We start from the raw sequence: 18,132 nt of genomic DNA, 5'->3' as shown, positions 1-18,132 counted from the left end.
AGGCGCGGATGGCCCGACCGTCGGCCCCGCCCCTGCTGGCGCTGAGCGGCGTCTTCAAGCGCTTCGGCGCGGTCCAAGCGCTCACGGACGTCGAGCTGGAGATCCACGCCGGTGAGGTCATCGCCCTGGTGGGCGACAACGGCGCGGGGAAGTCCACCCTGGTCAAGGTGATCGCGGGCGTCGAACCGGCCGACACGGGCACCCTCGAATGGCGAGGCCGCCCCATCCACATCGGCCGCCCGCAGGACGCCCAGCACCTGGGGATCGCCACCGTCTACCAGGACCTCGCGCTCTGCGACAACCTCGACGTCGTCGGCAATCTCTTCCTCGGCCGGGAGATCACGCGGATCGGTGTCCTGGACGAGGTGGAGATGGAGCGCCGCACCCGCGAACTGCTGGCCACCCTCTCCATCAGCATCCCCGACGTCCGCAGGCCCGTCGCGTCCCTCTCCGGAGGCCAGCGGCAGACCGTCGCCATCTCCCGGGCGCTGCTCGGCGCACCGAGCCTGGTGATGCTGGACGAGCCCACCGCCGCCCTCGGCATCGAGCAGACCGCCCAGGTCCTCGACCTGGTGGAACGGCTCCGTGAACGCGGGCTCGGGGTGCTGCTGATCAGCCACAACCTGGGCGACGTCAAGGCCGTCGCGGACTGGGTCGCGGTGCTGCGCCTCGGCCGCAACAACGGGTTCTTCGACGTCACCACCACCTCCCAGGAGCAGATCGTCTCCTCCATCACCGGCGCGTCCGACAACGCGATCACTCGGCGCGTGACGCGGGAGGGGGAGCTGTGAGCATCCCCGGCGGTGCCAGCGCCCACGGTGCCAGCGCCCACGGTGCCGAACGCTTCACCGACGTGTTCGGGCGCCGAGTGGGCGGCACGTTCGGCGCCGTCCCGGTCCTGCTCGGGCTGCTCGTGATCTGGATCACCTTTCAGATCCTCAACCCGCACTTCCTCTCCCCGCGGAACCTCTCCAACCTCAGCGTGGACATCGTCGGCACCGGCATGATCGCGGTCGGCGTGATCTTCGTGCTGCTGATCGGCGAGATCGATCTGTCGGTGGGCTCGGTGAGCGGCCTGGCCTCCGCGCTGTTCGCCGTGTTGAACGTCAACTTCGGCATGCCCGAACCACCCGCCATCATCCTGGGCGCCCTCTGCGGTACGGCGGTCGGCTTCGTCCACGGCTTCTTCACGGCCGTGGTCGGCGTCCCCGCGTTCGTGGTCACCCTCGCCGGACTGCTGGGCTGGTACGGCCTGATGCTCTCCATCATGGGCGCCTACGGCACCATCAACCTGGACGATCAGGGCCTGGTCGCCGAGCTGACCAACTACTACTTCTCCGATGTGGCCGCCGCCTACGCCCTGGCGGCGCTCGGCACCGCCGGGTACTTCCTCACCGCCTGGCGCGACGTCCAGCGCCGCCGCGCCGCCGGAGTGCCCACCCGCGCCCCGGTCTGGATCGCCGTCCGCACCGGGGTGCTCGCGGTGCTCTCCTTCGCCGCCGCGTATGTGCTCAACCAGTTCCAGGGCCTGCCGCTCGCCCTCCTGATCTTCTTGGTCATGCTCGTCATCCTCGACTACGTCCTGCGCCGCACGGCCTACGGCCGGATGATCTTCGCCCTGGGCGGCGGCGTCGAAGCGGCCCGCCGCGCCGGGATCAACGTGGCCTGGGTGCGCACCTCCGCGTTCATGATGTCGAGCACGATGGCCGCCATCGGCGGCCTCTTCCTGGCCTCCCGGATCAACTCGGTCAGCCAGACGTCGGTCACCACCGACCTGCTGATGAACGCCATCGCCGCGGCCGTCATCGGCGGCACGAGCCTCTTCGGCGGCCGCGGCAGCACGTGGTCCGCCCTGCTGGGCGTGCTGGTCATCCAGTCGATCGCCTCGGGCGTGGCCTTGATGGACATCCAGACCGCCGTGCAATTCATGATCACTGGTGGGGTGCTGCTGCTGGCCGTCGTGGTCGACACCTTGTCGCGCCGAGCGCAGCGGGCGCATGGTCGGGCTTAGAACTCCTCATGAAAGTGATCCGGGGGTGCGGGCTTCCCGTGGCCGAAGCCGCGGGAAGCCCTGAACGGCTGGGACAAGCTCAGACGCGGACCACGATCTTTCCCCGCGTGTGTCCGCGCTCGGCGTATGCGTGCGCTTCCGCGATCCGCTCGATGGGGTAGCTCCGCTCGATACGCGGTGTGTAGCGGCCTTGCCGGCCGAGTTCGCCCGCTTCGGCAAGGAGCGTGGAGTCGTTCTCCGCGTTGGCCAGATGCACACCCAGGCGCTGCGCGTTGGTGTAGTCGGCGATCGTCGACACGCGAGCAGGGTCGCCCACGATCGCGACGAGGTCGGCCAGGGAGCCGGAGGCCGCGGTGTCGAGCACGATGTCGACACCGACCGCAGCCAGGGTGGCCAGGCGTTCCGCGAGGCCGGTGCCGTAGGTGGTGGGAACGGCTCCGAGGGAGGTGAGGAACTCGTGGTTGCGCTCGCTGGCCGTCCCGATCACGGTGGCGCCCTGAGCCACCGCGATCTCGACCGCGGCACTGCCCACGCCTCCGGCGGCGCCCTCGATGAGAAGGGTGCGCCCCCGCAGGGGACCGAGCGCCTTCAGCCCGCTCATCGCGGTCACGGATGCCAGGCCGGCGCCGGCGGCCTCCTCGTCGGTCCATGTGGTGGGTGCATGGGCCCAGGCCGAGAGCACGGCCAGCTCCGCTGTCGCGCCGGTGACGCCGCCCAGCCCGAAGACACGGTCGCCGATGCTCACGCCCTGCACGCCCTCACCGGTCTCGTCGACCACGCCGACGGCGTCACGCCCAGGAATCGCGGGCAGGTCCACGGGGAGCACCTCGCGCACCGCGCCGGAACGCACCTTCCAGTCGACGGGATTGACGCCGGCCGCCGCGACGCGGACGCGGATCTCGCCGGGCCCGGGATGCGGGTCCGGCGCCTGCTCGACCACAAGGGTCTCCACACCGCCGTACTCGTGATAACGGACTGCGCGCATGACGTTCTGCCTTTCCACGTGGCCTGAACCGGCCGTTCGTGAGATCAGTGGGGTGAATGCCCGGCGAGCGCCGACGCCCACCACGCTAAAAGCTGACGTTGGCGTCAGGTGCAAGTCGGGCGGCGGTCGGCCCAGCGGTAGTCGGCCGGGCGCGGCGCCGTCTCGCGCCTTCGGCGCAATTGAGCATGGGCCGGGGGTGCCGGGGCGGGGGCCGCGTCGCCGGCCGCGGGGAGGTTGGGGGCGGATCAAGGGGCGGCATCCGGGCTCGCGGGATCCGGACTGCGGGCCGGACGGCGCGGTCGATCCTGGCCCCTCCGGGTACCCCTCTCAAAAACGCTTGATCTGGCGCAACTAATAAGTCAAGCAATCTCCAGAGGGGTACCCCACCCCGGCAGAGTTGTCCGGCGTCGACCCAGGCCCCCGCTCACAGAAGCCGCCACCGGGCCCAACCTCCCACCGGCCCGGCGGCCGGCGACACGGCCCGCGCCCCGGCACCCCCGGCCCATGCTCAAATGCGCCGAAGGCGCGAAACGGCGCCGCGGATAACCAACAACCCAAGCCCAGTACTCACCCCAGAACATGCCGCAGATAGGCCTGCGGATCGGCGAGATAGCGGCGCCAGTGGTCGACCAGGGCCAGCTCGCTCCAGGCCACCCGCCGCATCCCGTGCTCGCCGACCTCCACGATGTCCGCGCCGGGCAGCGCGGTCAGCAGCGGCGAATGCGTCGCGCAGATGACCTGGGCGCCGTTCTTCACCAACTCATTGAGATGGCCCATGAGTTCCAGGCAGGAGGCGAAGGAGAGCGCCGCCTCCGGCTCGTCCATGACGTACAGCCCGGGCTGGAGGAACTTATCCCGGAACGCCGCGAGGAACCCCTCGCCGTGGCTGACCGAATGCGGGGCGAAACCCTCCCGGTCCAGCGCGTCCAGCGCGGTCTCGGCGCGCAGGAAGAACCCTTTGCGCGCCGCCCAACTGCCCAGCATCCGCCGCCCGCGCGGCGCCGCGTCGAAGCGGATCCGCTCACCCAGCGCCGACTTGGGCCGGTGGCTGGCGTAACGCCAGTCGTGCGAGCCGCCGTACGAGTCCAGCCCGAACCCCTCCGCGAGGCCCTCGACCAGCGTCGACTTGCCCGACCCGTTCTCCCCGACGAGAAACGTCACCGGTGCGGTGAAGCGCAGCCCGTCCGCCAGTAGCCCCCGCACACACGGCACGGACCAGGGCCACCCCTTCTCCTCACGCGACCCCGGGTCAATGTGTGCGTACGCACGTTCGATAATCATCGGCCGAGTTTCTCACAGGGCCGTGGGGCCGAGGCTGAGCTCAGGCGCGTTTCCAGTGGCTCACCCTATGGTGATGGGGGTGGGGCCGAGCGGAGTGGGCCGCTCGGCTGGACGGAGGGGAGAGCGTTGATGTCGCGGATCGTCCGGGGCCGAAACGATGGCGGGAACGGTGACAAGCTGCCCGGCCAGCCTTACCCAGGCCCGCATCCGCCGCTGACTCCCGATGGTGGGCCCGGGGTTCCGAACCCGCCCAAGGCCGCATGACGTTCGTGGGCATCGCCCGGCCCGGACGGGCCGCGCTGGGGCGGGTGCTTCTCGGTGCGGGGGTGATGGGGGAGGGCTGGGCGCCGACCTTCGCCGCTGTGGACCGGGCCGCGTTTCTGCCGGAGCTGATGTGGCCGTTCGACACGCGGACACAGGGGGCCGTCGCCGTCGACAAGGCCGAGGACCCGGACGCCTGGTTCGCCGCCGCCGACAGCGATGCGCCCATCGTGACGCAGTGGGACGACGGCGAGCACACCGGCCCCGAGCCGGGGCGGGTGTCGACCAGCTCGTCCTCCATGCCCTCCGTCGTCTACGCCTTGCTGCGGGACCTGGCCGTGGACGAGGGCATGGCCGTGCTCGACGTGGGCACCGGCACGGGGGAGACGGCCGGGGCGCTGGCGCATCGCTGTGGTGGACGTAAGGTCACCACGGTCGAGGTGGACCCCGACGTGTCGCGTCATGCGCGTCGGCGGCTGGCCGCGGCCGGGTTGCGGCCGGATGTCGTGCTCGGGGACGGCGCGAAGGGCTGTGCGGGCAACGCACCGTATGACCGGGTCCTGGCCACCGTCGGCCTCCGGGAGATCCCGGGGGCGTGGATCGAGCAGACGCGGCCCGGGGGCGTGATCGTCGCTCCCTGGGGCACGCATTACACCCACGCGGACGCCGTGGCCCGGCTGGTGGTGCGCCGGGACGGGACGGCGTCGGGGCGTTTCACCGGGCCCGTCGAGTTCATGAAGCTGCGCGGCCAGCGGCTGTCGCTGTCGCCGCACGACCGTTACGTCACGGACGAGGGCGGTGGCGCTGACGCGTCCACCACCGGCATCCCCGAGGGGGAGTTCCTCGCCCCGCCGTACTCCGCCCTCCCCTTCGCGCTGGGGCTCCGGGTACGGCATTGCGTTCAGGTCGTGGCCGCCCCGCGCGAAGGCACGCGAGCCGTGTGGTTCTACGGGCTGACCGACCGTTCCTGGGCGTGCGTCGTCTTCCGCGAGGGGGAGGCGGAGGCGCGGGTCTGGCAGGCGGGGGCGCGTCGGCTGTGGGACGAGGTCGAGGCCGCGTACGGGTGGTGGGCCGGCCATGGCAGGCCGGACCACAGCCGCTTCGGCCTTACGGTCGGGCCGGGGCCCGCCGGTCAGCGGGTGTGGCTGGACGATCCGGCCGATTCGTGGTCCGCGTAGCCCGGCCGATTCGTGGTCCGCGTAGCCCGGTCGGTTCCCCGGGCCCGTGGCCCGGCCGGTTCCCCCCGGCCCGTAGCCCGGTCGGTTCCCGGGGCCCGTGGCGCCGAGCGCGACGCGTCGCGCTCCTGGCGAGCTGATGGGCTGCCGTAAGCGGAATCGATCCGTCCTGGTAACCCGCTGTCCGCCGGGTCGCGGGGGCGCTGTGCCACGCTTGAAGCCGGTTCGCGCGCATGGTGCGGGCCGGTGACGCGAAGTGAGGGCGCGGCGTGCAGAAGCCCCGATGGAAGACCGTGGGGGGAACCCTGCTGCGGGTGGCGGCGGTGTGGGCGGTGTCCACGCTCACGATGCTGGCGCTCGCCGGAATCCTCCCCGACTTTCGCCTGAAGTCAGGTGACGGTGACAGCGCGACGCAGATCGCCATCACGGCGGCCAGCGGCGCGGGGGCCTTCGGGGTGCTCAGCGCGCTGGTGTGGCCGCTGCTCGTACGGGCGTTGTTGCTGATGCCCGCGCTGGTGCTGGGGCTCCTGGTGTTCGTGCTCAACGGCTCGATGCTGCTGATCGCCCTCAGCGTGAACCCGGACGGGCGCGGCGCCGCCGAGCCGGAGACGGCCGTCGTGGTGGCGGCCGTGATGTCCGCCGCGTCGTCGGCCACGAGCACCTTTCTGACCGTGCGGGACGACGGCGCCTACCGACGGCGGCTGGCGCGGCTGGCCGTGCGGCGCAGGCGGCGGCTCGGTGAGGACGGGGGGAGCGACGAGCCACCGGGGACGGTGTTCCTGCAACTCGACGGGGTGGGGCACGCGGTACTCCGGGAGGCGCTGCGGGAGCGCGAGAACCGGCCCCCGGTGATGCCCACCGTCGCGGGCTGGCTCCAGAGCACCCACAAGGTCACCCCCTGGCGCACCGACTGGTCCAGCCAGACGGGCGCCAGCCAACTCGGCATCCTGCACGGCTCCAACGAGGACGTGCCCGCCTTCCGCTGGTACGAGAAGAAGACCGGGGAGGTGATGGTGAGCAACCGGCCGACCAGCGCGGCGGTGCTCCAGCGCCGCGCCGCCGCCCGGGCGAGACATGACGGACTCCTCACGGTGGACGGGGCCAGTCGGGGCAACCTCTTCACCGGCGGCGCCGATCAGCTGGCCCTGGTCCTCTCGGTCGCGGCACGGCGCGGTAAGCACAACCGATCCCGCTCCGGCTACTTCGCGTACTTCGCCGACCCCGCCAACGCCACCCGCACCGCCGTGTCGTTCCTCGCCGAGGTGGTCCGGGAGATCTGCCAGTCCACGCGTGCCAAGCTGCGCCGCGAGGCGCCCCGGGTGAAGCGGGGCGGGCTGTATCCGTTCATCCGGGCGTTCGCCACCGTCGTGGAGCGGGACGTCGTGGTGACGGCGGTGATGGGGGACATCCTCTCCGGCCGTACCGCGATCTACGCCGACCTCGTGGCGTATGACGAGGTGGCCCACCACTCGGGGCCGCGCAGCCGGGACGCCCGGCAGGTGCTGGCCCGGCTCGACCGCTCCATCGCGCTGATCGCCAAGGTCGCCGAGCACGCCCCGCGCGACTACCGCATCGTGCTGCTGTCCGACCACGGGCAGAGCCCCGGCGAGACCTTCGCGGGGGCGTACGGGCTGAGGCTGGAGGACCTGGTGCGGGTCGGTTGCGGTCTGCCCGTCTCGCGGCGGGCCGGGCGCACCCATAGCGGGGCGGAGGCGCGCGAGGCGGGGCGGGCGGCGCTGCACCGGCCGGAGAAGCCCGGGGTGGACGGGGACGGGTGGTGTGGGGGGCGGGAGGCCCCCGCCGGTGTCGTCGGTGCTCACGACGCGGCCGTTTCCGATCCCATCGTGCTCGCCTCCGGGAATCTCGGCCTGATCTCCTTCCCCGATGTACCGGGGCGGATGAGCCGCGAGCAGATCGACGCCCGCCACCCCGCGCTGCTGCGCACACTCGCCGACCACCCCGGCGTGGGCTTCGTGCTCGTACGGTCCGAGGCGCACGGCGCGGTGGTGCTGGGCGCGGACGGGGCCGAGCACCGGCTGGACACCGGGGAGGTCTTCGGGACGAGCCCGCTCACGGTCTTCGGGCCGGGCGCCGAGAGTGCCGTACGGCGCACCGCGCACTTCCGGAACACCCCCGACATCATGGTCAACTCCGCCTATGACCCGGTGCGCGGCACGGTGCACGCCTTCGAGGAGCAGATCGGCTCGCACGGCGGGCTCGGCGGGGAACAGGGTCATCCCTTTCTGCTGTGGCCGGCCGGGCTGACCCCGCCGGTGGCGGCGGGGGAGGAGCTGGTCGGGGCCGAGCGGGTGCACCAGGTGCTGCGGCGCTGGCTGGAGGAGGCGGACGGGCCCCAGGTGCCGGAGGAGGACGCGGCGACGGCCCCCGTGGCGGTTGCGGCGGCAGAGCGCCCGGCCGCCCCGGAGGCGTCGGCGGCGCAGGCCCCGGCGGAGGCCGAGGCGCCCGCCGGGGCGCAGCCGGCCACGGTGCCCGACGCCGCGCGCACCGTGCAGGATTCCCGGTGGCACGGCGCCCCCGCCGCACCATTTACCGTGGTCAGCCGGGTCGTGCCGAACAAAGCCCGGCGATTTGGGTGCCCTCTACACCTTCTGTGACCATGTTCATATGCACGACCAGCCCCACCCCCGCCGCTTCGGCCTGCCCACGGCGACCGCGCTCGTCATGGGAAACATCATCGGCGGCGGCATCTTTCTGCTGCCCGCCTCCGTCGCCCCGTTCGGGACCCTCAGCCTGCTCGCCTTCGGCGTCCTGACGCTGGGCGCCATCGCGCTCGCGCTGGTCTTCGGGCGGCTCGCCGAGCGCGACCCGAGCACGGGCGGGCCGTACGTACACGCCCGCGCGGCGTTCGGCGACTTCGCCGGGTTCCTGTCGGCCTGGTCGTACTGGACGATGACCTGGGTCAGCAACGCGGCGCTCGCGGTGGCGGCGGTCGGCTATGTGCACGTCCTGGTCCCCGGCCATGACTCGAAGGGCGCGAACCTGGCCGTGGCGCTGCTAACGCTCTGGCTCCCCGCGCTCGCCAACCTCGCGGGGACGCGCTGGGTGGGCGCGGTGCAGTTGGTCTCCACGGTGCTGAAGTTCATCCCGCTGCTCTTCGTCGCCGTCGTCGGCCTCTTCTTCTTCGAGCCGCACAACCTCGGCTCGTTCAACGAGGGCGGCGGCAGCGCGCTCGGCGGTCTGTCGGCGGCGGCCGCGATCCTGCTCTACAGCTATGTGGGCGTGGAGTCGGCCTCGATGAGCGCGGGCGAGGTGCGGGACCCGGAGCGCAATGTGGGACGGGCGAGCGTGCTGGGCACGGTCGGCGCGGCCGTGGTCTATCTGCTCGGCACGGTGTCGGTCTTCGGCACCGTGGCCCACGACGACCTGGTGGACTCCACCGCCCCCTTCTCGGACGCGGTCGACGCGATGTTCGGCGGCGGCTGGGGCGGCACGCTGATCGCGCTGGCCGCCGTGGTCTCGATCGTCGGCGCGCTCAACGGCTGGACGCTGATGAGCGCGCAGGCCCCGTACGCGGCCGCGCGGGACGGGCTCTTCCCGGCCGCGTTCGCCACCAAGCGGCGCGGGGTGCCGACCTTCGGCGTCATCGTCGGCGTGCTCCTGGCGTCCCTGCTCACCGTCGTCAACTACACCTCGGGGTCGAGCGGGCTCTTCGAGATCCTCGTGCTGATCACCACCTTCTCCGCGACGGTCCCGTATCTGCTGGCGTCGGGCGCGCAGCTGTACTTCCTGCTGTCCGGGCGCCGCGAGGAGGTGCGGACGGGGCGCTTCGTCCGGGACCTGGTACTCGCGCTCGCGGGCTTCGGCTTCTCGTTCTGGCTGGTCGCGGGCGCCGGATACGCGGCGGTGTACCAGGGTGTGCTGTTCCTGTTCGCCGGTGTGCTGGTGTACGTGTGGATGGCGGCGCGGCGGGCGAGCCGGGCGGGAGTCAACGACGTCATGGAGGCCGCCGACGTCACGGCGGCGGGCCCCGCCGTCACAGCCGACAGCACCGTCTGAACGCACCGCACCCCTATCGGGTGTAAGCAGGAGATATGCGCGTTTCGCCCGACCTCACCCGCATCGGTGGGGAAACGCGGTCGAGCAGGGCGCTGTTCGCCGTCCCGCTCGTGCTCATCCTGGCGGTCACGCTGACCGATCTCGCTACGCCCTCCACCGTCCACCTCGGCCCCTTCCTGATCGCGGCACCCGCGATCACCGCGTCCTTCGCGGGCGCGGGCGGGACCGCCGTGATCGGAGCCCTCGCCGTGGGGGCTCAGATCATCATCGGTGTGTTCCACGGCGGTCTGATGTCCGCCAACCACCAGGCGCAGCTCGTCGCCCTGATCGTGATCTCGGGGCTGGTGACCAGCTTCCGCTACGTCACCGACCGGCACCGGCGCCGGCTGAGCCAGGTGCGCTCAGTGGCCGTGGCCGCGCAGGAGGTCCTGCTGCGGCCGCTGCCCGAACGGATCGGGGGGCTGAGGATCGCCTCGCTGTATCTCGCGGCGGATGAGGAGGCGCAGATCGGCGGCGATCTGTATGCCGCCGTCCGTACCGAGGGGGCGACCCGGATCGTCATCGGGGACGTACGGGGGAAGGGACTGGCGGCGATCGGTGACGCCGCCGTGTTGATCGGAGCCTTCCGGGGATCCGCCTACCGCAATCTCTCGCTGCCGGGCATCGCCGCCCACATGGGCAGCGCCATGTGCTGGAACTGGCAGCACATCGCCGATGACGAGCGGAATCGTCTGGAGTCCTTTGTGACCGCCGTGGTGCTGGACGTCTACGACGACGGCCCGGTGACGGGGATGGTGAATTGCGGCCACCCCCCACCGCTGCTGCTGCACCAGGGCCGGATCGCGACGCTGGACGTGGACGAACCCGCGGTGCCGCTGGGCCTGGACGTGCCGAGCGAGCGGGACTACCAGGTCGAGAGGTTCCGCTTCGAGTACGGCGATCTTCTGGTGCTGCACACCGACGGGGTCGTCGAGGCCCGGGACGACAGCGGTGCCTTCTATCCGCTCCCGGAACGGCTCGCGGTCTGGAAGGGCGGCGGCCCGCAGTCGCTGGTGGACTATCTCCACGCCGATCTGCTCCGGCACACCGGCGGGGTCGTCAACGACGACGCCGCCATCGTGGTGATCGCCCGCTGCGCCTGAGCCGCCGCCCGCTCTCCGGTTCACCCCCTCGCCTTCGTGATCTGGACGCGTTCCCCCTGCGCGGAGGCGGCCTCCGGCGCCCGCCGGGACCAGCGGCCCGCGATGATCGCGCACACCATCAGCTGCAACTGGTGGAAGAGCATCAGCGGCAGGATCACCGGCCCGGCCGCGTCCCCGAACAGCACCGCGGCCATGGGCAGCCCCGTGGCCAGGGACTTGTTGGAGCCACAGAAGACGATGGTGACGCGGTCCTCCCGGCGGAAGCCCAGCCGCCGCGCGGCGAACGACGTCGTGGTGAGGGCCAGCCCCAGCACGGCCGCGGCCAGACCCAGCAGCGCGAGCAGCCGGGCCGGGGTGATCTGGTTCCAGATGCCCTCCGTCATGCCCCGGCTGAACGCCGTATAGACCACCAGCAGGATCGAGCCCCGGTCCAGCAGGGCGAGCACCCTTTTGTGGCGGCCGATGAACGGCGCGGTCCAGCGGCGCAGCGCCTGACCGGCGAGGAAGGGGAGCAGCAGCTGGGTGGCGACGGCCAGCAGCCCATCGACCGAGAAGCGGACGTCCGAGCCGATCAGCCATGCCGCGAGCAGCGGGGTGACGATCATGCCGAGCAGGCTGGAGTACGTCCCCGCGCAGATCGCGGCCGGGACATTGCCCCGGGCGGTGGAGGTGAGGGCGACCGAGGACTGGACGGTCGAGGGCACCACACACAGGAAGAGCAGACCGGTGTAGAGCCGGTCGGTGAGGAGGAACGGGACGAGACCGCGCGCGGCCAGCCCCAGCAGCGGGAAGAGCACGAAGGTGCTCGCGCCCACCACCAGGTGCAGCCGCCACTGCCGCAGCCCGTTCAGCGCCTCGCGGGTGGACAGCCGCGACCCGTAGAGGAAGAAGAGCAGCCCGATCGCGATGTCCGCGGCGTCGCCGACGGCCGCGGCCGCCGCCCCGCTCGCGGGCAGCAGCGCCGCCAGCGCGACCGTCCCGAGGAGGGCGGCGACATAGGGGTCCACCGCCCTCCCGAGCCGGCCCGGCCATGACGGCGGCCAGGACCTCCAGCTCACCTCAATCACCGCCTCCGGTCTGCCACGGCGGGTGACCGATCTGCGGCAGCACCGGATCCGCGCCGGTGATGTCACCGGCCAGGACGTCGATGGCGCCTCCGCCCCCGTCGTGGTCGCTGCCCGCCGTGCCACGGCTCAGCAGCAGGGCGTTGAGGGTGCGGTCGACCTCCAGCCAGGAGTCGGCGCCGGAGTTGTCGATGACCACGAGGCCGTTGTGCTGGTCGGAGGACGGTACGGCCTCCTCCGGTTCGCTGTCCTCGTCGTGCGGGGTGCCCGCGGGCGGCGGCGTGGCCTTGGCGGGGGCCGCGGGGCCCGCGCACAGCACGCTCGCGGTGGCCGCGAGGAGGAGCCCCGCCGTGGACGGACGGATCGTGAGGATGTTCTTGCGCGGCTTACGGCGCCGGCCGGGGCCGGGCCCGACGAAGGTCGAGGGCATGCGCGCGACCCTCGTCATCCGACCCTGGCGGGCTGACGGTCCCCGTGGTGCCTGCTGATGTTCCGCTCCAGCAGCTCCGTGGCGCCCTTGACCCCGATGGCCCCGGTCTTCCGGGTGTCCGGCAGTCGCCCGTCCGCCGTCTTGAGGTCGCTCAGCGCACCGTCGATCGCACCATGGGCGGCGAACAGGCACGGAGTGCTGTAGATGGCGACATCCACCCCGAGTTCGGACAGCTCGGACAGCGAGAGCCGCGGCGACTTCCCGCCCGCGATCTGATTGAACAGCAGCGGCTTGTCGGCGATGACCTTACGGACCTTGCGGATCCACTCCACGCTGCGCACCCCGTCGACGAGGACGACATCCGCGTCGGTCTCCGCCAGCGCGGCCGCCCGCCGCAGGATCTCGGACTCCTCGGTGGCATCCGTACGCGCCACCACCACCAGGTCCCTCCTGCTGCTCAGCACCAGCTGGAGCTTCTCGAGATACTCCTCGAGCGGCAGGATCAGCTTGCCGTCGGCGTGGCCGCAGCGGCGCGGGCGCCGCTGGTCCTCCAGGATCACCCCGGAGGCCCCGGTGCGCTCCAGCCGCTGCACCACATGGCAGGCGACCTCGGGGTCCACATAGCCGTCGTCGATGTCCACGAGCAGATGGTGTTCGGGGAAGGCCAGCCGCAGCCGCTCCACGAAGGCGACCATGTCGGGCCAGGCGATGAAGCCGATATCGGGAAGCCCGTAATGCGATGCGGCGAACCCGAATCCGGATACGAAGAAGCCGTTGTAGTGCTGTGCGGCGATGGACGCCGAGTACATGTCGTAGATGCCGATGAGGGGCGTGGTGGGGGAGGAACTGACGGCCTTTCGGAGGGCATTGCCGTAGAGCATGATGTCCCCTTGAGTTCGGCGCCTTTCGGCGCTGTGTGACGGTTATACGTCTGCACGGACAGGTCTAGGGATGGCCAAGAAACGGTAAAGCGATCCGACGGGTTGAAGATGCCCGGCTCTGCTCGGGTCGGGGTCGAACGCTCCTTGAGCGCCGCGCCCCTCGTCATGGGCGGTCTGCGACACGCCGGGCATGCCGCGGCGATCGCCGGGTACGCGCAGCAAGCCTGTCCACTGAAAAGAGTTGCTCGTGCCTGGCCAAACCGATGCCGAAGCCTCCGCGTCCGGTCCCTCCCGGCACCGCCTGCTCTGGCGTGCCGTCCAGCGGCGCAAGAACCCTCCACTGCGTCGGAGCGACATCACGGTCACCGAGGCGAGGACCGTCCGGAAAGCGGTGAAGGCCGCCGCGCTGGGAAACGCCATGGAATGGTTCGACTTCGGGATCTACAGCTATCTCGCGGTCACCATCGGAAAAGTGTTCTTCCCGTCCGGCAATGGCACGGCCCAGGTGCTCTCCTCCCTGGCGACCTTCGCGGTGGCCTTTCTGGTCCGTCCGGTGGGAGGGTTGTTCTTCGGGCCGCTGGGCGACCGGATCGGCCGTAAGAAGGTGCTGTCCTTCACCATGATCATGATGGCGTCCAGCACACTCGCCATCGGACTCATCCCCGGCTATGCCGCCATCGGCTTCTGGTCGCCCGCGCTGCTCATCCTGTTCCGTATGCTCCAGGGTTTCTCCACCGGCGGGGAATACGGCGGCGCCTCGACCTTCATCGCCGAATACGCGCCCGACAAGCGCCGTGGCTACTACGGCAGCTTTCTGGAGTTCGGCACGCTGATCGGCTACACCTCGGCGGCCGGGCTGGTGGCCATCCTGACCGTGACGCTCGCCGACTCCTCGATGGATTCCTGGGGCTGGCGCATTCCGTTCCTGGTCGCCGCGCCGATCGGGCTGGTCGGTCTGTATCTGCGGCTGAAGCTGGATGACACCCCCGCGTTCCAGAAGCTGGAGGACGAGGGCTCCAGCAACGCGGCCGAGCGCGAAAGCCTGCCGTTCTGGCAGGTGTTCCGCACTCAGTGGCGTGCGATGGCGCTGTGCATCGCGCTGGTCGCCGCGTACAACGTCACCGACTACATGCTGCTGTCCTACATGCCGACGTATCTGTCGGACGCCCTCCACTACAGCAGCACCAGCGCCCTGGTCTCGATCATCATCGTGATGCTGGTGCTGATGACGGCCATCACCTTCGTCGGCCGGTTCTCCGACCGCGTCGGCCGCAAGCCCGTGCTGATGACCGGCTCCGTCGGCTTCCTGGTGCTCGCCGTGCCCTCCTTCCTGCTCATCAAGCAGGGCGGGATCGTCCCGGTCTTCGCCGGGCTGCTGCTCCTGGGGCTGTGTCTGCTGCCGTATGTGAGCGTGATGTCCGCATCGCTGCCCGCGCTCTTCCCGACGAATGTGCGCTACGGCTCGCTCTCCATCGCCTTCAACATCTCCGTCTCGCTCTTCGGCGGCACCACGCCGCTGGTGACCGAGGGCCTGATCAGCAGCACCGGGGACGATCTGATGCCCGCCTACTACACGATGCTCGCGGCGGTCGTCGGCATGATCGCCGCGGCGGTGATGAAGGAGACGGCCCGCAAGCCGCTGGAGGGCTCGCCGCCCGCCGTGGCCACCAAGGAGGAGGCCATCGCGCTCGTGGAGTCCCAGCGGTCCTGAACCATTCCGGCCTCCATTACCTCGGCGGTAATCGACCCCCGCGCACGGCGGCGGCAGGGTTGAGCCATCGGGTTCCGGGCCGGCGCCCTCCGGTCCGGGATCCGTTCCCACCAGGGGATTTCATGGAGGAGTGACCAGATGACGCAGTACGACACCGCCGTCGCCCGCTACTTCGAGGCATGGAACGCCACCGGCCCCGAGGCCCTCGCCAAGGCCGTGGCCGCCGCCTGGACCGAGGACGGCGGCTACACCGACCCGCTGGCGGAGGCGCGCGGCCATGAGCAGCTGGCCGCCGTCATCGCCGGGGCCCAGGAACAGTTCCCCGGCCATGAGTTCCGGCTCACCGGCGCCGTGGACGGCCACCACGACATGGCCCGCTTCACCTGGGAGCTGGTCTCCACGGCCGACGGCTCCGCCCCGGTCGCCGCGACCGATGTGATCACCCTGGCCGAGGACGGCCGGATCCGCTCCGTCCTCGGCTTCCTGGACCGGGTCCCTACGGCCGGCTGAAACCGCGTTCCTACGGCCGGCCGAACCGGCCCAGGGCGGTGGCGGTCTCCGGGTCGGCCGGGAGGAAGGTCTCGATGGCCAGCTCGGAGACCGTGACGTCCATGGGGGTGTTGAAGGTCGCGATCGTCGAGATGAACGACAGCACCCGTCCACCGTGCTCGATCATCATCGGCAGCGCGAAGGGCGGGGTGTCACCGGCGGTCGCGGTCTCCCGGCCGCCGGTCTCGGGCAGCGGATAGGCCGCCACCTCGTCGTACAGCGCACGCAGCGGCGAGGAGCGCATCAGCGCCAGCTGCCGGTCCATCTGGTCCAGCAGATGGCCACGCCATTCGCGGAGGTTGCGGATGCGCGGGGCGAGCCCCTCGGGGTGGAGGGTGAGGCGCATCGCGTTCAGCGGGGGCCTCAGCAGATGCTCCGCCACCCCCTCCAGGAGCGCCGCGATGCCCCGGTTGGCCGCCAACACCTCATAAGTGCCGTCCACCACGAGCGCCGGATACGGCTCATAGCCGGTCAGCAGCCGCTCCAGGGAGTCGCGCAGGGCGCTCATCGACGGGTCGTCCACCGACCGCTCCGGATAGTGCGGGGCGTAACCGGCGGCGATCAGCAGGGCGTTGCGCTCACGGACCGGGACGTCGAGGTGGTCGGCGAGCCGGAGCACCATCTCCTGGCTGGGCCGCGACCGGCCGGTCTCGATGAAGCTGATGTGGCGGGCCGAGGAGTCGGCGCGCAGCGCGAGCTCCAGCTGGCTGATCCGGCGGCGGTCCCGCCACTCGCGCAGCAGTGTGCCCACCCGGGGCGGCGCGGCAGTCGTCATGACCTGAAGGTAGCCGACGCCGGGCGGGGGCCATGGCAGGGTGGAAGGGCCACCGGTCGCCCGCGCAGGGCCTCCGGTCACCCGCGACGAAGGGATGTGTCATGGCAGTCGAGCCGCTCACCGACCAGGAGATCCAGCGACGTCTGGAGCAGCTTCCCGGCTGGTCGTTCGCGGAGGACCGGCTTTTCCGGACGTATGTGTTCAAGGGCCATCCACAGGCGGCCGGGATGGTGGCGGAGATCGCCACCATCCAGGAGGAGCTCGACCACCACTCCGACCTCACCCTCGGCTACAACAAGGTGGGCGTCACGGTGAACACCCATAGCGTCGGCGGCAAGGTGACCGCGCTCGACTTCGAGCTCGCCGGCCGGATCGAGGAGATCGCCCCCCAGCACGGCGCCCGCGCCGATTGATCAGCCGCGCGGGGTCACCCCCGGGCGTGCCGGAAGCGGGCCCGGCAACGCCCGATGTCGTCCGCTCACGCCGAGGGGAACGTCAGCAGCACCAGCGGATCGCTCGTCGGGGCCTTCGACCCTCCGGCGGGCTCGACCGTCACCCCCATGGCCGACGCCTTCCCGACCGCGCCGCTCATGACCGCCGCCGTGCTGCGGCCCGAGGAGTCCATCAGTCCGGCCGGGCGCATCGTGCCGCCGTCGCTGAACCACAGCTGGTAGATCCGCCCGGCGGGCGGCTCGGGCAGCCCGGAGGCGAGGAACACCGCCTTGTTCAGCCCGCGCGAGACCACCACCGTGCCGGTCGAGCCGTCCGTCATCCGGCCGCTGCGGCTGTGCGCGTCGGGCGCGGCCAGCACCTGGGTCAGCTCCTCCGCCTGGGCCACCCGCTGCTCGGAGCGGCGGGCCGTGTCACGGGCGTCGGACAGCTGCCGGTACTGCCACACCGCGGCCCCGCCGCACACGGCGGCCGCCGCCACGCAGGCCGCCAGAGCGAAGTTCACCGCCCGCCGCCCGGTGCGCCGCCGGGGGCCCGCGTGGGACTCCCGGGCCTCCCGCGCCGCCACCCGGGGCGGCTCCTGGCGGACCGTGGCGATCCGCCGCAGCACATCGTCCTTCATCGTCGGGGGCGGGGTCAGGGACGTGGCCACCGCCAGCTTGGCGGCGGTCTCCCGCAGCTCCCGTACCTCCTGACGGCAGGCGTCACAGACCGCCAGATGCCGCTCGAACTCGGTCAACTCCCGCCCCGACAGGGCGTTCACCGCGTAGGCCCCGGTCAAGGTGTGCAGATCCGCTCTGGTCATGCGCCGACCCCCATGCAGTCCCGGAGCCGGATGAGCCCGTCCCGGAGTCTGGTCTTCACGGTCCCGAGCGGCAGCGACAGCAGCTCCGCCACCTCGCGGTAGGAGCGGCCCCGGTAGTAGGCGAGCGTCACCGACTGCCGCTGCAACTCGGTCAGCGTCCGCATGCACCGGCGCACCTGCTCGCGCTCCAGCCTGGCCTCCACCTGCTCGGTCACCTCGTCGAACGCCGGGGTGCGGGACAGCAGCGCGGCGCGCTCCTCGCGGTCGGAGGCGGCCTGCGCCGAGCGCACCCGGTCCACGGCGCGCCGGTGCGCCACCGTCATGATCCAGGACATGGCGCTGCCCCGGCCCGGTTGGAACCGCGCCGCCGACCGCCACACCTCGACCAGGACCTCCTGTGTGACCTCCTCGGCCTGGGCCGGGTCGCGCAGCAGACTGCGCGTCAGCCCCAGGACCGGCCCGCTGACGGCGTCATAGAGGGCCCCGAACGCGTTCTGGTCCCCCCGGGCCACCATCTGGAGCAACTCTTCGAGGTCCGGTCCGCGCGCGGCGGGTCCGCCGATGTACACGGGTTCTCTCACGGGCCGTCCTTCCG

The 18,132-nt window shown here is 71.4% G+C and carries 17 protein-coding genes; 9 read left to right on the top strand and 8 right to left on the bottom strand.

Annotation, left to right across the window (positions count from 1 at the left end):
* Nucleotides 1-8 precede the first annotated feature (8 nt).
* Both ACMTAK_RS13550 and ACMTAK_RS13545 read left to right on the top strand, forming a co-directional pair.
* Nucleotides 9-791: an ATP-binding cassette domain-containing protein gene (locus ACMTAK_RS13550; RefSeq protein ID WP_413806471.1), complete on the top strand. Its 783-nt coding sequence runs from the start codon at nt 9-11 to the stop codon at nt 789-791.
* 2 nt (nt 792-793) lie between these two features.
* Nucleotides 794-2,011: a sugar ABC transporter permease gene (locus ACMTAK_RS13545; protein WP_413812873.1), complete on the top strand. Its 1,218-nt coding sequence runs from the start codon at nt 794-796 to the stop codon at nt 2,009-2,011.
* A gap of 79 nt (nt 2,012-2,090) precedes the next feature.
* Here ACMTAK_RS13545 and ACMTAK_RS13540 read toward each other — a convergent pair whose 3' ends face one another.
* Both ACMTAK_RS13540 and ACMTAK_RS13535 read right to left on the bottom strand, forming a co-directional pair.
* Entirely contained in the window at nt 2,091-2,996 is a 906-nt protein-coding gene (locus tag ACMTAK_RS13540) for an NADP-dependent oxidoreductase (RefSeq protein WP_413806470.1), read from the bottom strand.
* 567 nt (nt 2,997-3,563) lie between these two features.
* Complete coding sequence (locus ACMTAK_RS13535) at nt 3,564-4,277, bottom strand: AAA family ATPase (protein WP_413806469.1); 714 nt, start codon at nt 4,275-4,277, stop codon at nt 3,564-3,566.
* 260 nt (nt 4,278-4,537) lie between these two features.
* On the opposite strand from ACMTAK_RS13535, the gene ACMTAK_RS13530 reads away from it, so the two are divergent.
* From ACMTAK_RS13530 to ACMTAK_RS13515, 4 genes are all read left to right on the top strand, one after another.
* Nucleotides 4,538-5,716 (top strand): methyltransferase domain-containing protein, encoded by a 1,179-nt coding sequence (locus tag ACMTAK_RS13530; protein WP_413806468.1) that lies wholly within the window; start codon nt 4,538-4,540, stop codon nt 5,714-5,716.
* A 266-nt stretch (nt 5,717-5,982) separates the two neighbouring features.
* Entirely contained in the window at nt 5,983-8,328 is a 2,346-nt protein-coding gene (locus ACMTAK_RS13525) for a phage holin family protein (RefSeq protein WP_413806467.1), read from the top strand.
* Between the two features lie 10 nt (nt 8,329-8,338).
* Nucleotides 8,339-9,730 (top strand): amino acid permease, encoded by a 1,392-nt coding sequence (locus tag ACMTAK_RS13520; RefSeq protein WP_413806466.1) that lies wholly within the window; start codon nt 8,339-8,341, stop codon nt 9,728-9,730.
* A 35-nt stretch (nt 9,731-9,765) separates the two neighbouring features.
* Nucleotides 9,766-10,872 (top strand): PP2C family protein-serine/threonine phosphatase, encoded by a 1,107-nt coding sequence (locus ACMTAK_RS13515; protein ID WP_413806465.1) that lies wholly within the window; start codon nt 9,766-9,768, stop codon nt 10,870-10,872.
* 20 nt (nt 10,873-10,892) lie between these two features.
* Here the strand turns inward: ACMTAK_RS13515 and ACMTAK_RS13510 are convergent, their stop codons facing one another.
* Genes ACMTAK_RS13510 through ACMTAK_RS13500 form a run of 3 tightly spaced genes read right to left on the bottom strand, consistent with a single transcriptional unit; the run spans nt 10,893 to nt 13,247 of the window.
* Nucleotides 10,893-11,939 carry a bile acid:sodium symporter family protein gene (locus ACMTAK_RS13510; protein WP_413806464.1) on the bottom strand — a complete coding sequence of 349 codons (1,047 nt, stop codon included), beginning with the start codon at nt 11,937-11,939 and terminating at the stop codon, nt 10,893-10,895.
* Entirely contained in the window at nt 11,932-12,366 is a 435-nt protein-coding gene (locus ACMTAK_RS13505) for a hypothetical protein (protein WP_413806463.1), read from the bottom strand. The genes ACMTAK_RS13510 and ACMTAK_RS13505 overlap by 8 nt, the downstream gene beginning before the upstream one ends.
* Nucleotides 12,367-12,380: 14 nt before the next feature.
* Entirely contained in the window at nt 12,381-13,247 is an 867-nt protein-coding gene (locus tag ACMTAK_RS13500) for an isocitrate lyase/PEP mutase family protein (RefSeq protein ID WP_413806462.1), read from the bottom strand.
* Nucleotides 13,248-13,494: 247 nt separating this feature from the next.
* Here ACMTAK_RS13500 and proP point away from each other — a divergent pair, with 247 nt between their 5' ends.
* Both proP and ACMTAK_RS13490 read left to right on the top strand, forming a co-directional pair.
* Nucleotides 13,495-14,958, top strand: a complete 1,464-nt coding sequence (proP, locus tag ACMTAK_RS13495; RefSeq protein WP_413806461.1) for a glycine betaine/L-proline transporter ProP — start codon at nt 13,495-13,497, stop codon at nt 14,956-14,958.
* Between the two features lie 138 nt (nt 14,959-15,096).
* Nucleotides 15,097-15,468: a nuclear transport factor 2 family protein gene (locus ACMTAK_RS13490; protein ID WP_413806460.1), complete on the top strand. Its 372-nt coding sequence runs from the start codon at nt 15,097-15,099 to the stop codon at nt 15,466-15,468.
* Between the two features lie 10 nt (nt 15,469-15,478).
* On the opposite strand, the gene ACMTAK_RS13485 is transcribed toward ACMTAK_RS13490, so the two are convergent.
* Nucleotides 15,479-16,282: a helix-turn-helix domain-containing protein gene (locus tag ACMTAK_RS13485; RefSeq protein WP_413806459.1), complete on the bottom strand. Its 804-nt coding sequence runs from the start codon at nt 16,280-16,282 to the stop codon at nt 15,479-15,481.
* Between the two features lie 101 nt (nt 16,283-16,383).
* Between ACMTAK_RS13485 and ACMTAK_RS13480 the strand changes: the two genes are divergently transcribed.
* Nucleotides 16,384-16,695, top strand: a complete 312-nt coding sequence (locus tag ACMTAK_RS13480; protein WP_413806458.1) for a 4a-hydroxytetrahydrobiopterin dehydratase — start codon at nt 16,384-16,386, stop codon at nt 16,693-16,695.
* 65 nt (nt 16,696-16,760) lie between these two features.
* Here ACMTAK_RS13480 and ACMTAK_RS13475 read toward each other — a convergent pair whose 3' ends face one another.
* On the bottom strand, nt 16,761-17,537 hold the full coding sequence (locus ACMTAK_RS13475) for an anti-sigma factor (protein WP_413806457.1): 777 nt from the start codon (nt 17,535-17,537) through the stop codon (nt 16,761-16,763).
* The gene (locus ACMTAK_RS13470) at nt 17,534-18,118 is read right to left on the bottom strand and encodes a sigma-70 family RNA polymerase sigma factor (RefSeq protein WP_413806456.1); all 585 of its coding nucleotides are present in this window, start codon (nt 18,116-18,118) and stop codon (nt 17,534-17,536) included. Before ACMTAK_RS13470 ends, ACMTAK_RS13475 begins: the two co-directional genes overlap by 4 nt.
* Nucleotides 18,119-18,132: the final 14 nt, after the last annotated feature.

Source organism: Streptomyces lacaronensis (assembly GCF_047337785.1).
Lineage (GTDB): Bacteria > Actinomycetota > Actinomycetes > Streptomycetales > Streptomycetaceae > Streptomyces > Streptomyces lycopersici.
Note: the sequence above shows the minus strand (reverse complement) of the source record. Positions and strands in the feature narration are given on the sequence as shown.